Below are 13,830 nucleotides of genomic sequence, written 5' to 3'. Positions count from 1 at the left end.
TATTAAAATAGCCATTCTTTCCCGGTAATAAACGATCATCATGACACCTTCCTTGACTGTGACTTCTTATAATACAATCCTGTTTTTTATTGTAAATACTAATTTAAGTTTTTTTATTTATATTTTATTTTATATTAATCGGTATGTTTGATATGTTTTTCATTTTAATTTTATTATTATTATAAATAATATTTTTTTTAAGATAAAACAAGGCGGGCGGTGTGTTTTATCTTAGAGGATATTTTTTCTTGTTAGTGTTTTTGGATGTTTTATTTTATATTTTATATTATCCATCTACCTCTATTGCTTTCTATAATTCTGGCAGATAGGCGCGGCCTGCTGGATGAGATTGGCCAACCGGTATTGGTGATCCCGCGCTAAGCTATGGGTAAGGGCAGCCGCATGCGGCTGCGCGCGTTCGGCGACGAAGGCCGTACATACCGGAGGTCAACATGCGAAGTCTGGAAGATCAACTTGCCGCTTACGCCGCCTATCATCGTGATGCGCGCAATATCGTCACGCACTTTATCGGCATCCCCCTGATCGTCGTCAGCCTGCTGACGCTGCTCTCCCGGCCGGCATGGGGTGCGGGGTGGCTGCCGTTCTCGCCGGCCTGCGCGGTGGTTATCGTTTCGGCTCTCTATTACCTGCGGCTGAGCCTGCGCCTTGGCGTCATGATGTTGGCGTTGCTGCTGCTGTGCCTCGGGGTCGGCGCCTGGGTGGCGTCGCTGTCGACGGCGGCGTGGCTGAGCGTCGGCATCGGCGGCTTCGTCATCGGCTGGCTGTTTCAGTTTGTCGGGCATTTCTGGGAGGGACGAAAACCGGCGTTTATGGACGACGTGACGGGCCTGATCATCGGCCCGCTGTTCGTGCTGGCGGAAGCCTGCTTCTTGGCCGGCGGGCTGCGCGAACTGCAGCGGAACATCGAAATGCGCTCGGGCAAAGTGCGCAACGGGAGGGCATGAGGTGGCGCTGATTCCCACGGTGGCGGCATTTCCGCAGCAGCGGGCTTTTATCCCGCTGCTGGAAGCGCTGACGGCGGGGCTGCCACGCCAATTCCCGGCACTCATCCACAGCATTTACCTCTACGGCAGCGTCGCGCGTGGCGAAGCCCTTCCCGGCGTGTCCGATCTGGACATCACGCTGTTGCTCAACAAGCCAGCCGATAGTGAGGCGTTACAGCGCCTTGAGGCGTGGCGGCAAGCCTTTCAGCTGGAGCAGCGGATCGTGAGCAAGGTCGACTTTGATATCGGCAGCGTTGATGAGGCGTTGGCGCCGGAGCATCACGATTCCTGGGGATTTTGGCTGAAGCATCACTGCCGCTGCCTGTGGGGCGAAGACCTGTCCGCCGCTTTTCCGCTGTTTCAGCCCGATCGGCGCATCGCGTTGGCGGTCAATGCCGATTTGCCCCGCGTATTGGCGCGTTATCGGGAGCAACTGCTGCAGGCCAGGACGGTATCGGATGAGAGGCGCTTAAAGCGCGAAGCGGCCAGAAAACTGATCCGAGCCACCAATATGCTGCGCGCCGAGGGAAGCTCGTTCTGGCCGATAACGTTAACCGACTATGCCGAACAGCTGTTGGCGCTTTATGCAGAGCAGCGAGGTGAAATGGACTATTGGTTAGCGCACGCGGTGGGAGAGGCGAATGACGCGGATTTTAGCGACAGAATGATGCGATTTCTCGACTGGATCGAAGCCCAGAAAAAATAACGCCGGCTTGAGCCGGCGTTGTCGGCAATCGTTACCCGACCGTCGGGTAATCGGTGTAGCCTTCCCGGCTGCCGCCGAAGAATTTCTCTTTGATTGGCGCATTCAGCGCCAGCCCGTGTTGCAGGCGGTGGGGCAGATCCGGGTTGGCGATGAACGGGCGACCGAAGCCGATCAGATCCGCCCAGCCTTTGGCCAGCGCTTCTTCAGCGCGTTCACGCGTGTATTTGCCCGAGTAAATCAGCGTGCCGCGGAAAATCAGGCGCAGCGATTCTTTGAACGCTGCCGGCATCACCGGGGCATCATCCCAGTCCGCTTCGGCGATGTGAATGTAAGCGGCGCCGATATCGTTCAGCACGCTGGCCGCTGCCAGATAGGTGGCTTCCGGGGTATCGTCCTGCGAGCCCATCAGGGTGGTCAGCGGCGCCAGGCGCACGCCCAGTTTCTCTTTGCCGATGGCATCCGCTACCGCCTGCGCGACTTCCCGCAGGAAACGCAGGCGATTTTGCAGTGAACCGCCGTATTCGTCGTCGCGCTGGTTTTCCCGCGAGTCGATAAACTGATTGATCAGATAACCATTCGCACCGTGCAGCTCTACGCCGTCGAAACCGGCGGCGATGGCGTTGCGTGCCGCCTGAGCGTAGTCGTTAACGATCGCCGGAATTTCTTCCCGCGTTAAGGCGCGCGGTGCGGAGTGCTGCACCATTTCACCCACGCCATGTTCCGGCCCGCGACCTTCGACATCCACGAACACCTTGACCCCGTCGGCCTGGATGGCGGAGGAGGAGACCGGCGCGGCGTGGCCAGGCTGTAAAATGGTATGCGACACGCGGCCGACGTGCCAAAGCTGCGCGAAGATCTTGCCGCCGGCCTGATGTACGGCGTCGGTCACTTTTTTCCAACCGGCGATGTGTTCCGGGGAGTAAATGCCGGGTGTCCAGGCATAACCCTGGCCCTGCTGGCTGATCTGCGTGCCTTCGCTGACGATCAGCCCGGCGCTGGCGCGCTGGGCATAATATTCAGCCATCATGTCGGTGGCGACGTCGCCGGCGCCGGCCCGAGAGCGGGTCATTGGCGGCATGACGATGCGATTGTTCAGCGATAAACCGTTTAAAGAATACGAGTCAAAAAGCATGGCGCTTCCCTCTATGTGAATTAGGTCGTAGGGCATTGATGTTTTACTGAGGCCATTATATTTCGTCGTTTAATTCTAAAAACGCGCACAATAACAAAACACTTTTGCTCTGTGTTCAATAGTTGCGGCAGCCGCCGATGGGCCGGTATGGCGGCTTGCGCAGGTGGTGAGAATGAACCCGATGTGCGCTCGGGCGACGGCGGCTATTGCTTGTCGGCGCATTGCTGAGATAGAGTCGGCGGCTGTTTTTCCCCACGATTTTTAACAAAATCGCAAAAGTCTTTTAGCCTCCTGCCTGCTTATCTTTGGTGTGATCAATGTCATACTTTTGGCATCTTAACTTTCCCGCGCTTCGGCAGCGGTTAACCGGAGTTGTTGAATGAAAATTAACTTTCCCTTATTAGCCCTGGCGGTGGGGGCGTTCGGCATCGGCACGACCGAGTTTTCCCCGATGGGGTTGCTGCCGACCATCGCCAAAGGGGTGGATGTCTCCATCCCGATGGCCGGCATGTTGATCAGCGCCTACGCCGTTGGCGTGATGGTCGGCGCACCGCTGATGACGCTGCTGCTCTCGCACCGGGCGCGCAGAAGCGCGCTGATCTTCCTGATGGCGATCTTTACCCTGGGTAACGTGCTGTCGGCCATTGCGCCTGACTACACCACCCTGATGCTGTCGCGCATCATCACCAGCCTGAACCACGGCGCGTTCTTTGGCCTCGGTTCCGTGGTGGCCGCCAGCGTGGTGCCGAAGGAGAAACAGGCCAGCGCCGTGGCGACCATGTTTATGGGGTTGACCATCGCCAATATCGGCGGGGTGCCTGCCGCGACCTGGCTGGGTGAAACCATCGGCTGGCGTATGTCGTTCCTGGCCACCGCAGGGTTAGGGGTGATCGCCATGTTGGGGCTGTGGTTCTCGTTGCCGAAAGGCAGCGCCGGCGCGCGCCCGGATGTGAAGCGCGAACTGTCGGTATTGGTACGCCCGCAGGTGCTGTCCGCCTTGCTGACGACCGTGCTGGGCGCGGGCGCGATGTTCACGCTCTATACCTATATCTCGCCGGTATTGCAGCACATCACCGATGCGACGCCGCTGTTCGTGACGTCCATGCTGGTGTTGATCGGCGTCGGTTTCTCCATCGGCAACTACCTGGGCGGCAAATTCGCCGACCGTTCCGAGAGCGCGACGCTGAAGGGCTTCTTGCTGCTGTTGGTGGTCATTATGCTGGTGATCCCGTTCCTGGCGCGCAGTGAAATCGGCGCGGCAGTCAGCATGGTGATTTGGGGCGCGGCGACCTTTGCCGTGGTGCCGCCGCTGCAGATGCGCGTGATGCGTGTCGCCAGCGAAGCGCCGGGCCTGTCGTCCTCGGTCAACATCGGTGCCTTTAACCTGGGCAATGCGCTGGGCGCCGCCGCCGGTGGCGCGGTCGTCTCCGCCGGGCTGGGATACAGCTTCGTGCCGGTGATGGGTGCAATTATTGCCGGATTGGCGTTGCTGCTGGTGCTGTTCACCCACCGTCAGGCCGAAAAAGTGGCCTACGTCAACGGTTAAACGATAACGTGCGGCGGGGTTCCCCGCCGCGCTCACTCAAAGCCCAGCAGGCTGAACGCATCGTCCTGCGGGGCGTAGCCGAGCAGGCGTCGGGTCTCTTCCAGCGATAAACGTTTGTAGCGGTTGTTGGAAACCCCGTGCACCACCGCATATTGCACCCCTTCGACACGAATGCAGCGCTCCAGCAGATCGGCGGCGTCGCGATGGCTGAGAAAAGCGCTCATGTCGCGGGCGCTAAGCTGTTCGCCCCGGCTCAGGGTGGTGAAGTTGGCGATGCGCACCGACAGGGCGGAAAGCCCTTCCTGATGGGCGAAGTAGGCGGCGATGCCTTCGCCGAAGGCCTTGCTGGCGCCGTACAGGTTTTTCGGCTTTGGTGCGTCATCCGGGCGGATTTGATAGTCGAGCGGATAGCCTTCCACCGCCTGCGCGCTGCTGGCGAACACCACCCGGCGGCAGCCGGCGTCTTTCGCCGCGCGGAAGATATTGAAGGTGCCCAGAATGTTGTTGTCCATCAACGAACCGCAGAAGTCGGCATCGGGGGAGGGATCGGCCGCCAGATGCAACACGGTGTCGATATTGGCGCAGGCCGCGCGGCAGGCGTCGAGATCGGCGATGTTGAAGCTGATGACTTCGTCGCCGGGCTGCCGATCGCGCAGCAGGCTGACATCCCGTTCCGCCAACCGTAGCGGGTAGCGATCGCCCATCGCCTGACGAAACGCCGTGGCTACCCGGCCGCCGGCGCCGGTGATCAGAATCCGTCCTACATCAGTACGCAACACCATGGTGACTGCCATCCCTACTCTCGATTAAGCGTTGACCAGTAATAATCCCCTGCGTGACTTTTGTCCAGTATTTATATTAGTCATTCTGATGCTTTATGCCGGTAATGGGCACGTTGTGCCGAGCGTTTCGACCAGGAAATTCATCACCGCACGCACGGCTGCGGTGCGCGCTAAATCGGGATACGTCACCAGCCAAAGCTCACGCGTTGGCGCGGCGTTGGCCGTTGGCAATGCGACCAGATCCGGATCGCCATCGGCGACGAACGTCGGCAAAACGGCGGCGCCTAGCCCTGAACGCGCCGCCTGTTGCAGTGAAAACAGATCGCTGGCCTGAAAGACCACCGGACGCCCCTGCAACAGCTGCACCAACCATTGCTGATGCGGCTGCTGCCGATAGTGATGGTCATAGGCGAGAAAGCGGCGCGCCGCGTCGGGCAGAGCCGCGTGCTCCGGTGCGGCATACAGCGCGTAGCGCATCATGCCGATGCGCTGCGTCAACAGCTCCGGTTGCTGTGGGCGCACCATGCGCACGGCGATGTCGGCTTCGCCGCGATCCAGCTCGGCGAGCGCCGATTCACCCGACAGCGTGACGACGATCTGTGGAAAAGCCTGGTTAAATGCGGCAATGCGCGGCGCGAGAATATGCGCGGCGATCGACGGCGGCGCACTGATGCGCACCCCGGCCTGTGGCGTTGCGCCGGCGCTGCGCGCATGGCGGGCAATTGCCTGGCTTTGCGCCTCGATCTCCGCTGCCAGCCCGGCAATCGCCTGCCCGTCCTGGGTCAAGGGCGTGCTGCGTGGCAGACGCACGATCAAACGCAGGCCGAGCGCCTGTTCCAGCGCCGCTACGCGTCGCCCGACGGTGGCGTGATCGCAACCCAGCTCCCGCGCTGCCGCCGACAAGGAACCGGTACGCGCCAGCGCCACGAAGTGTTTTAAATCCTGCCAGTCAAACATCAGTGAATTCCTGCACGGTATCGACGTAATTTTCAGGAATATTCACACAGAGCGCGCCGTGATTCAATGTGTGAACGTTCCCTTTAAAATCGAAAAAATTAGGTTAGGTTTTCTTATGAATCTACAGTTGCAACACCGTACGGCATTGGTCACGGGCGCCAGCGAAGGGATCGGTGCCGGCATGGTCAGGGTATTGGCTGCTCAAGGGGTCAAGGTGGTGGCTACCGCACGACGCGGTGATCGGCTGCAGGCGCTGGCGGATGAGGTTGAACGGCAAGGGGCGGTGCGCCCGTGGGTAGCCGTTGCAGACGTGACCGACCCCGACGCGATAACCCAGCTGGCGGCGCAGGCGCTGCGCCAGGCGGGGACAGTCGATATTCTGATCAACGCGGTCGGTGCGTTTCACCCCACGACGCTGAACGACAGCGATCGCAGCTGGGATGACGCCTTTGCTTTGAACTTCACACCGGCCCGGCGGTTGACTCAGGCGCTGTTGCCGGCCATGCAGGCGCAAGGCTGGGGCCGGGTGATCAATATCAGCGGATCGATGGAGCCGCGCAGCCTGAGCGCCGCCAGCGCCGCCAAGGGCGCGCTGCATCTGTGGGCCAAAGGATTGGCCAGCGACGTGGCTGCGCAGGGGATTACCGTCAATACGTTACAGCCGGGGCGCATCAACAGTGAACAGATCCGCGAGCGCTTATACGCTTGCGATGAAGCGCGCCGGGCGTTCATTGCGCAACATATCCCGATTGGCTACTTCGGCGAACCGGAAGATATGGCCTATCTGGCGGCGTTTCTTTGTTCCCCGCTCGCGCGATATATCACCGGCGCGGTGATCCCGGTAGATGGCGGCATGCATTATTTCGCGCATTGAGGCCGTTTTGCCCTCGCGATCACAGTTCGGCAATTTGCCGGCGCAAAGCCTTGCCCCGGCAAAATCCACGGTGTTAACGTCATAGCTCAACCGATTTAGGGTTGTTACTGCTGCGGCAGGCAAAACCTAAACCTCGCGTTTCTGGTCCCCGATGGGACAGAGGCCGCGAGGTTTAGGTTTTTTTTTGCGCCGCATTTCGCCCCGGCGCCAGGCCAGTGCGGGGAGGGGAGCGGCAGAACGCGAAGTCTAAGGATAACCGTATGAAATATGACACATTAGCCAGTGAGATTTTGGCCGGCGTCGGTGGCCGCGACAATGTGAAAAGCTTGGTGCACTGCGCCACCCGCCTGCGGTTCAAGCTGCGCGACGACAATCGTGCCAACGCGGCAGCGCTGAAGAAAAACCCGGGCGTCATCATGGTGGTGGAGAGCGGCGGCCAGTTCCAGGTCGTGGTGGGCAACCACGTGGCGGAGGTGTTCGACGCGGTCAATCGGGTCGGCGGATTGGCCGAGGGCGCGCCGAGCGACGACGCGGGCGGTAAAAAAGACAACCTGCTCAGCCGCTTTATCGATCTGGTGTCCGGCATTTTTACCCCGCTGCTCGGGGTGATGGCCGCTTCGGGGATCCTGAAAGGCTTCCTGGCGCTGAGCCTGGCCTGCGGCTGGCTGCTGGAGAGCGGTGGCACCTTCAAAATGCTGTTCGCCGCCAGCGACTCGCTGTTCTACTTCTTCCCGATCATGCTCGGCTACACCGCCGGGAAAAAATTCGGCGGCAACCCCTTCGTCACCATGGCGATCGGCGGCGCATTGACGCATCCGCTGATGATGGCGGCGTTCGAAGCGGCGCAGCAGCCGGGCGCGGTGCGCGAATATTTCTTCGGCATTCCGCTGACTTTTATCAACTACAGCTCGTCGGTGATCCCGATCATCTTTGCGGCCTGGGTGTCCTGCCGCCTGGAGCCGTTGTTTAACCGGGTGATCCACAGCGCGCTGCGCAATTTCATCACGCCGCTGCTGTGCCTGGCGATCACCGTGCCCTTGACCTTCCTGCTGATCGGCCCGGCGGCAACCTGGCTCAGCCACCTGCTGGCCAACGGCTATCAGAGCATTTACGCCTTTAACCCGATCATTGCCGGCGCCTTTATGGGGGCGATGTGGCAGGTGTGCGTGATCTTCGGCCTGCATTGGGGATTGGTGCCGTTGATGATCAACAACTTGAGCGTGCTGGGGCGCGACACCATGGTACCGCTGCTGTTGCCGGCGGTGATGGGGCAGGTCGGCGCCACGCTGGGCGTGATGCTGCGCACCCGCGACGCCAAGCTGCGGGCGCTGTCCGCTTCGGCCATCGGCGCCGGGATCTTCGGCATCACCGAACCGGCGGTGTACGGCGTCACGCTGCCGAACAAACGCCCATTCATCTTCGGCTGCATCGGCGGCGCGCTGGGCGGTGCGGTGATTGGCTACTTCCATACCTCGGTCTACTCGTTCGGCCTGGTGAGCGTATTCACCTTTGCGCAGATTATCCCCGGCGGCGGCATCGACGCCACGGTATGGGGCGCGATCGGCGGCACCCTGCTGTCGTTCGTGTTCGCCGCGCTGGCCAGCTATCTGTTCGGCGTCGCACCGGCGGAAGAGACGGTACAGCCTGAAGCCGCCGCGCCGCTTAACCGCAAACAGGCCATTCTCAGCCCGATCGCCGGCGATATCGTGCCGCTGGATCAGGTGAACGACGCGACCTTCGCCAGCGGCCTGCTGGGGAAAGGGGTGGCGATTGCGCCGCAGCAGGGGCGCGTAGTGGCGCCGGTCAGCGGCAGCGTGGCGTCGCTGTTCAAAACCAAACACGCCATCGGCATCGAATCGGACGACGGCGCGGAGATTCTTATCCACGTCGGCATCGATACCGTGAAGCTCGACGGGGCGCATTTCACCGCCCACGTGCGGGAAGGCGAGCGGGTCGCCCCGGGCGATCTGCTGATCGAGTTCGACCAGGCGGCGATCCATGCCGCCGGCTATGACACCACCACGCCGATCATCATCAGCAACAGCGATGACTACGTGGACGTGTTGACCAGCGGCCTGTCTCCGGTGCAGGAACAGGCGCCGCTGCTGACTTTATTACGTTAATTGAGGAGCAAGCGATGAACGGCAAGTTTCCGCAACATTTTCTGTGGGGCGGCGCGGTAGCGGCGAACCAGGTAGAAGGCGCGTATCAGGCTGACGGCAAGGGGCTGTCGACCTCCGATCTGCAGCCGCAGGGCATCTTCGGCGCCATTACGCCGCGCATGGCGGGCGACAGCGGCATCAAGGACGTGGCGATCGATTTCTATCATCGTTATCCGGAGGACATCGCGCTGTTCGCCGAAATGGGCTTCAAGTGCCTGCGCACCTCGATCGCCTGGACGCGCATTTTCCCGCAGGGCGACGAAGAGACGCCGAACGAAGCCGGGCTGGCGTTTTACGATCGGCTATTCGACGAGATGGCGAAATACGGCATTCAGCCGCTGATCACGCTGTCGCACTATGAGATGCCTTACGGTCTGGTAAAGCGCTACGGCGGCTGGGGCGATCGGCGCACCATCGATTTCTTCGAGCGCTATGCGCGCACCGTATTCGAACGTTATAAGCACAAGGTCAAACGCTGGCTGACCTTCAACGAAATCAACATGTCGCTGCACGCGCCCTTCACCGGGGTTGGCCTGCCGCAGGAGAGCGACAAGAGCGCCGTCTATCAGGCGATCCACCACCAGTTGGTGGCCAGCGCCAAAGCGGTGAAGGCCTGTCACGAGATCGTGCCGGAGGGCCAAATCGGCAACATGCTGCTGGGCGGCATTCTGTACCCGCTGAGCTGCAAGCCGGAAGATCTGCTGGAAACCCAGCGGCAAAACCGCGACTGGCTGTTTTTCGGCGACGTGCAGGCGCGCGGCTATTACCCGGCCTATATGCAGCGCTTCTTCCGTGAAAACGGCATTCAGGTGACGATCACCGAGGAAGATCGGCAAACGCTGCGCGAGACCATCGACTTCATCTCGTTCAGCTATTACATGAGCGGCTGCGTCACCGCCGACCCGGAGCAGTACGAGACGGCGCGCGGCAACATTCTCGATATGGTGCCGAACCCGCACTTGGCCAGCTCGGAGTGGGGGTGGCAAATCGACCCGATCGGGCTGCGCTACCTGCTCAACGTGCTGTACGACCGCTATCAGAAGCCGCTGTTCATCGTCGAGAACGGGCTGGGCGCCAAAGACCGCGTCGAGGCGGACGGCAGTATCAACGACGACTACCGCATCAACTACCTCAATGACCATCTGGTGCAGGTGGCGGAAGCCATCGACGACGGCGTCGAGGTGATGGGCTACACCAGCTGGGGGCCGATCGATCTGGTCAGCGCCTCGAAGGCCGAAATGTCGAAGCGCTACGGCTTCATTCACGTCGACAGAGACGATGCCGGCAACGGCAGCCTCGAGCGCCGCCGCAAGAAGAGTTTCTACTGGTACCGCGATGTGATCCACAGCAATGGCGCCAGTCTGAAAGACCGACGGTAACCCTTCAGCCCGGCGGCAAGCGCCGGGCGTTAACCTAACGTTATTCGCTGCTGTTCATGATGGGAAATTCTCTCCCAGGGAATGCTGTTGCCCGCAGTCAGCCGTTATGCGGAGAAATATAATAATGATGAAAAGCTTATTACCTCGTTCCATGACCCTGGCGGCGCTGGCGCTGTGGTGCAGCCAGGCGCAGGCGGAAACGCTGCAAATCGGCAAGGACGTTGAAGCCCCCACCGCTAAATGGGAAGGGGTGGCGCTCGGTTTTGAACCGCCGCAGCCTGGGCTGTTGGGGGATATGCTGGGGATCAGGCCGATCCTGGAGGATCATGGCTTCCACTATAACCTCGGCTACCTCAGCCAGCTGTCGTATAACGCCGGCGGCGGTTACAACCACGATAAACAGGCGTCGTATATCGACCAATTTTCGCTGACCTTCAGCCAGGATTTGCAGGCGCTGACCGGCATTCCGGACGCGGCGATCGAAGGCAATATCGTCAACCGCAACCATGACAACAACCTGACCCGCGATCGGCTGCAGGATCCGCGCGTCGGCCTGACCGATCTGTCGCAAGAGAGCTATGGCGGACAGTCGATTACCCGGCTGGGTTGGTTGACCTTCAGCCGTTCTTTCCTCGACAGCCGGCTGCAGTGGCGCATCGGCATGATGAACAAGGTGCAGGATTTCGATCAGATCATCCCCTGCGATTTTCAGACGCTGACGCTGTGCGGCGGCAAGTCCGCCAACTCGTTGACCTGGTACAACTGGAACGTGCATTACTGGGGCACCACGCTGCAGTACAAGCTGACCGATGGCCTGACGCTCAAGGGCGGGGTGATGGAGCAGAACCCGAGCGCCCCCAGCCGCAGCCACGCCTGGAGTTGGTCCACCAAGGGCAGCAAAGGCTTCCTGTTGCCGATGGAGCTGGAGCTGAAAACCCACGCCGTCAACCAGCTGCCGGGGGTGTATAACCTGGGCGTGCTGTTCACCAACGCGCGCCAGAGCGATCTTTATGAAGGGGTGTCCGGCGGGCCGGGCGCCAGCGATCCGCAGGGCTATCGCAACCACGATCGCACCTGGTTCATGTATACCGGTTTCAACCAGCAGGTGACGCGCCATGCGGATAACGTCAACCGCGGCTTGAGCGTGTTTTACAGCCTGGGGCTGGGAGATCAGCGCAGTAACTACCTGCACTGGTCTACCTCGACCGGCATTCGCTATCACGGGCTGTTCGATGCGCGGCCGGACGACTGGCTGGGGCTCGGCGTCTCGGTGGTGAAACTGAGCGACCGCTATAAAGACAATCAGCGGTATCTCAACCAGATGAGCGGCATCAGTGATTATCACGATCCGAACTACCGGCCAGTGCCGGGCCATTCGGTGACGGCGGAGCTGTATTACCGCGTTAACGTCACGCCGTGGCTACAGCTGCAGCCGGGCCTGCAGTACTGGCATCACCCGGCGGGCGTCAGCGAGACGCAGGACGCCTGGGTGACGGCGTTGAAAACGGTGGTGACCTTCTGATCAGGCCGCGTCGCTCTCGCGGTAGCGCCGGCGGGCGTGTTCGAACCAGCTGGCCGGCACGTTGTGCGGTGGCTGCTGCAACCTGAGCAGCCCCTGTTCAACGATATGGCTGGCTTGGCGCCACAGCGTCGGGTCGCCTTCGGTCAGCACCTCCAGCAGGCGCTGTTTCTCGATCAGGTAGGTCTGGGCGAAGTGGCTGTCGTAGTCCAGCAGCGAGCGGGTGTTGTCGATTAGATCCGCCAGCTTGATGGTTTTGGCCTGCGGCGACGCGCCGGCGCTGTGGCGCCGATCGCGGTTTTTACGCTCGAAGCGGTTGCCGTCCTCGGCGTGGCTGACGTTGGTCAACATCCGCACCAGTTCCGCCACTTTTGGCCCAAAGTGGCTGTCGATATCGCCGAGGGTGGTGGGTGTGTCTTCCACCGTATCATGCAGCCAGGCGGCCGCCAGCATCTCTTCGGTGTGCGGCACGCTGCGCACCAGCTCCATCACCGCCTGCGGGTGGACGATATACGGATCGTCGGTGTATTTGCGGCGCTGATCGATGGCCGCATGCGCCTTGGTGGCGTAGCGGCGCGCGCGTTCTACAAGCGTGTTCGTCATTTCCTTTCCCTCCGAGCATCCTCTGCATAAAAAAAGGTAGCATACCTCACAAGAAATAGCTTGCGATTACATCGTGCGCTATCTATATTCGTACACATGAAAAGCACCGATACCGAACAACCCAAGGCGAAGAACCTGCTACAGCTCGATCAGCAGCTCTGTTTCGCGCTGTACTCCGCCAATCTGGCGTTGCACAAAGTCTACCGCAAGCTGTTGAGTCAGCTCGAACTCACCTACCCGCAATACCTGGTGATGATGGTGCTGTGGGAACGCGATCGGGTGACGGTATCGGATATCGGCGAGCGGCTGTTCCTCGATTCCGCCACGCTGACGCCGCTGCTGAAGCGGCTGGAAACCGCCGGTTTGCTGGTGCGCTATCGCGCCACCACCGACGAGCGGCAGGTGATCATCGCCCTGACCGAAGCCGGCCGCGCGCTGCGCGAGCGGGCGCAATCGGTGCCCGAGGCGGTGATGTGCGCTACCGACTGCAGCCTGGACGAGATCGTCTCGCTCAAACAGCAGCTGGAAAAGCTGCGCGGCAGCCTGATCGATCAGATTTGACCCGCCGCCACCGGACGCAAGAACGGCACGGGTGGTCTACACTGGTTAATAAGTGTCAAAAATAAGTAGTGCGCGATTTAATCGCAAAAGATAAATATGTGACCGGCTTTACCTCGTGGAAGCCGTAGTCATCTCGCCAACCAGCAAGAAGGAATGAACGATGTCTATTGAGAAAGTGGTTTACCGCGCTCACGCCACCGCAACCGGCGGCCGCGACGGCCGTGCGACCTCCTCCGACGGCGTGTTGGACGTGAAATTGGGCGTGCCGAAAGAGATGGGCGGCGCCGGCGGCGAAGTTACCAATCCCGAGCAGCTGTTCGCTGCCGGTTACTCGGCCTGTTTCCTCGGCGCGTTGAAGTTTGTCGCGGCGAAGGAAAAGGTCAAAATCCCGGCCGAAGCCAAGATCGACGGCACCGTCGGCATCGGTGAGATCCCGAACGGCTTCGGCATCGAAGTGCAGCTGGATATCTCGCTGCCGGGCATCGAGCGCAGCGTGGCGGAAGATCTGGTGAAAAAGGCGCACGTGGTGTGCCCATACTCCAACGCTACCCGTGGAAATATCGATGTGACTCTGAACGTTAAGTAAGATTTTTGCCGAAATATGG

At 60.4% G+C, this 13,830-nt stretch carries 13 protein-coding genes; 9 read left to right on the top strand and 4 right to left on the bottom strand.

The window, feature by feature from the left end:
* Window positions 1-452: 452 nt before the first annotated feature.
* Together ACJ8IL_RS17300 and ACJ8IL_RS17295 are read left to right on the top strand one after the other, a co-directional pair.
* On the top strand, window positions 453-965 hold the full coding sequence (locus ACJ8IL_RS17300; protein WP_049205736.1) for an Mpo1 family 2-hydroxy fatty acid dioxygenase: 513 nt from the start codon (window positions 453-455) through the stop codon (window positions 963-965).
* 1 nt (window position 966) lies between these two features.
* Window positions 967-1,710 (top strand): nucleotidyltransferase domain-containing protein, encoded by a 744-nt coding sequence (locus ACJ8IL_RS17295; protein ID WP_173890434.1) that lies wholly within the window; start codon window positions 967-969, stop codon window positions 1,708-1,710.
* A 31-nt stretch (window positions 1,711-1,741) separates the two neighbouring features.
* On the opposite strand, the gene ACJ8IL_RS17290 is transcribed toward ACJ8IL_RS17295, so the two are convergent.
* Window positions 1,742-2,842 carry an alkene reductase gene (locus ACJ8IL_RS17290; RefSeq protein ID WP_025304821.1) on the bottom strand — a complete coding sequence of 367 codons (1,101 nt, stop codon included), beginning with the start codon at window positions 2,840-2,842 and terminating at the stop codon, window positions 1,742-1,744.
* A 379-nt stretch (window positions 2,843-3,221) separates the two neighbouring features.
* On the opposite strand from ACJ8IL_RS17290, the gene ACJ8IL_RS17285 reads away from it, so the two are divergent.
* Window positions 3,222-4,388, top strand: a complete 1,167-nt coding sequence (locus ACJ8IL_RS17285) for an MFS transporter (RefSeq protein WP_149570503.1) — start codon at window positions 3,222-3,224, stop codon at window positions 4,386-4,388.
* A gap of 32 nt (window positions 4,389-4,420) precedes the next feature.
* Here ACJ8IL_RS17285 and ACJ8IL_RS17280 read toward each other — a convergent pair whose 3' ends face one another.
* The gene (locus ACJ8IL_RS17280; RefSeq protein ID WP_043142321.1) at window positions 4,421-5,170 is read right to left on the bottom strand and encodes an NAD-dependent epimerase/dehydratase family protein; all 750 of its coding nucleotides are present in this window, start codon (window positions 5,168-5,170) and stop codon (window positions 4,421-4,423) included.
* 93 nt (window positions 5,171-5,263) lie between these two features.
* On the bottom strand, window positions 5,264-6,127 hold the full coding sequence (locus ACJ8IL_RS17275; RefSeq protein WP_141996985.1) for a LysR family transcriptional regulator: 864 nt from the start codon (window positions 6,125-6,127) through the stop codon (window positions 5,264-5,266).
* Between the two features lie 115 nt (window positions 6,128-6,242).
* Here ACJ8IL_RS17275 and ACJ8IL_RS17270 point away from each other — a divergent pair, with 115 nt between their 5' ends.
* The 4 genes from ACJ8IL_RS17270 to ACJ8IL_RS17255 all read left to right on the top strand — a co-directional run bounded on the left by ACJ8IL_RS17270 (window position 6,243) and on the right by ACJ8IL_RS17255 (window position 12,064).
* Window positions 6,243-7,001, top strand: coding sequence for an SDR family NAD(P)-dependent oxidoreductase (locus ACJ8IL_RS17270; RefSeq protein WP_043142316.1), 759 nt, complete (start codon window positions 6,243-6,245; stop codon window positions 6,999-7,001).
* A gap of 260 nt (window positions 7,002-7,261) precedes the next feature.
* Window positions 7,262-9,124, top strand: a complete 1,863-nt coding sequence (gene bglF / locus ACJ8IL_RS17265) for a PTS beta-glucoside transporter subunit IIABC (RefSeq protein WP_025304826.1) — start codon at window positions 7,262-7,264, stop codon at window positions 9,122-9,124.
* A gap of 14 nt (window positions 9,125-9,138) precedes the next feature.
* Window positions 9,139-10,542, top strand: a complete 1,404-nt coding sequence (locus ACJ8IL_RS17260) for a glycoside hydrolase family 1 protein (RefSeq protein WP_025304827.1) — start codon at window positions 9,139-9,141, stop codon at window positions 10,540-10,542.
* Window positions 10,543-10,693: 151 nt separating this feature from the next.
* Window positions 10,694-12,064: a carbohydrate porin gene (locus ACJ8IL_RS17255; RefSeq protein WP_406903233.1), complete on the top strand. Its 1,371-nt coding sequence runs from the start codon at window positions 10,694-10,696 to the stop codon at window positions 12,062-12,064.
* Here ACJ8IL_RS17255 and ACJ8IL_RS17250 read toward each other — a convergent pair whose 3' ends face one another.
* Window positions 12,065-12,664, bottom strand: a complete 600-nt coding sequence (locus ACJ8IL_RS17250; RefSeq protein WP_025304829.1) for an HD domain-containing protein — start codon at window positions 12,662-12,664, stop codon at window positions 12,065-12,067.
* A gap of 96 nt (window positions 12,665-12,760) precedes the next feature.
* Here ACJ8IL_RS17250 and ACJ8IL_RS17245 point away from each other — a divergent pair, with 96 nt between their 5' ends.
* Entirely contained in the window at window positions 12,761-13,225 is a 465-nt protein-coding gene (locus tag ACJ8IL_RS17245; RefSeq protein ID WP_025304830.1) for a MarR family winged helix-turn-helix transcriptional regulator, read from the top strand.
* Between the two features lie 160 nt (window positions 13,226-13,385).
* A complete protein-coding gene (locus tag ACJ8IL_RS17240) occupies window positions 13,386-13,811 on the top strand; it encodes an organic hydroperoxide resistance protein (RefSeq protein ID WP_004934114.1) in 426 nt (141 codons plus the stop codon).
* Window positions 13,812-13,830 lie beyond the last annotated feature (19 nt).

This window comes from Serratia sp. CY47444 (assembly GCF_052168635.1).
In the GTDB taxonomy this organism is placed as follows: Bacteria; Pseudomonadota; Gammaproteobacteria; order Enterobacterales; family Enterobacteriaceae; genus Serratia; species Serratia bockelmannii.
Note: the sequence above shows the minus strand (reverse complement) of the source record. Positions and strands in the feature narration are given on the sequence as shown.

Coding starts and splice junctions, on each gene's coding strand:
- ACJ8IL_RS17300 (WP_049205736.1), top strand. CDS start 453: ATGCGAAGTCTGGAAGATCAACTTGCCGCTTACGCCGCCTATCATCGT.
- ACJ8IL_RS17290 (WP_025304821.1), bottom strand. CDS start 2,842: ATGCTTTTTGACTCGTATTCTTTAAACGGTTTATCGCTGAACAATCGC.
- ACJ8IL_RS17285 (WP_149570503.1), top strand. CDS start 3,222: ATGAAAATTAACTTTCCCTTATTAGCCCTGGCGGTGGGGGCGTTCGGC.
- ACJ8IL_RS17280 (WP_043142321.1), bottom strand. CDS start 5,170: ATGGTGTTGCGTACTGATGTAGGACGGATTCTGATCACCGGCGCCGGC.
- ACJ8IL_RS17275 (WP_141996985.1), bottom strand. CDS start 6,127: ATGTTTGACTGGCAGGATTTAAAACACTTCGTGGCGCTGGCGCGTACC.
- ACJ8IL_RS17270 (WP_043142316.1), top strand. CDS start 6,243: ATGAATCTACAGTTGCAACACCGTACGGCATTGGTCACGGGCGCCAGC.
- bglF (WP_025304826.1), top strand. CDS start 7,262: ATGAAATATGACACATTAGCCAGTGAGATTTTGGCCGGCGTCGGTGGC.
- ACJ8IL_RS17260 (WP_025304827.1), top strand. CDS start 9,139: ATGAACGGCAAGTTTCCGCAACATTTTCTGTGGGGCGGCGCGGTAGCG.
- ACJ8IL_RS17255 (WP_406903233.1), top strand. CDS start 10,694: ATGACCCTGGCGGCGCTGGCGCTGTGGTGCAGCCAGGCGCAGGCGGAA.
- ACJ8IL_RS17250 (WP_025304829.1), bottom strand. CDS start 12,664: ATGACGAACACGCTTGTAGAACGCGCGCGCCGCTACGCCACCAAGGCG.
- ACJ8IL_RS17245 (WP_025304830.1), top strand. CDS start 12,761: ATGAAAAGCACCGATACCGAACAACCCAAGGCGAAGAACCTGCTACAG.
- ACJ8IL_RS17240 (WP_004934114.1), top strand. CDS start 13,386: ATGTCTATTGAGAAAGTGGTTTACCGCGCTCACGCCACCGCAACCGGC.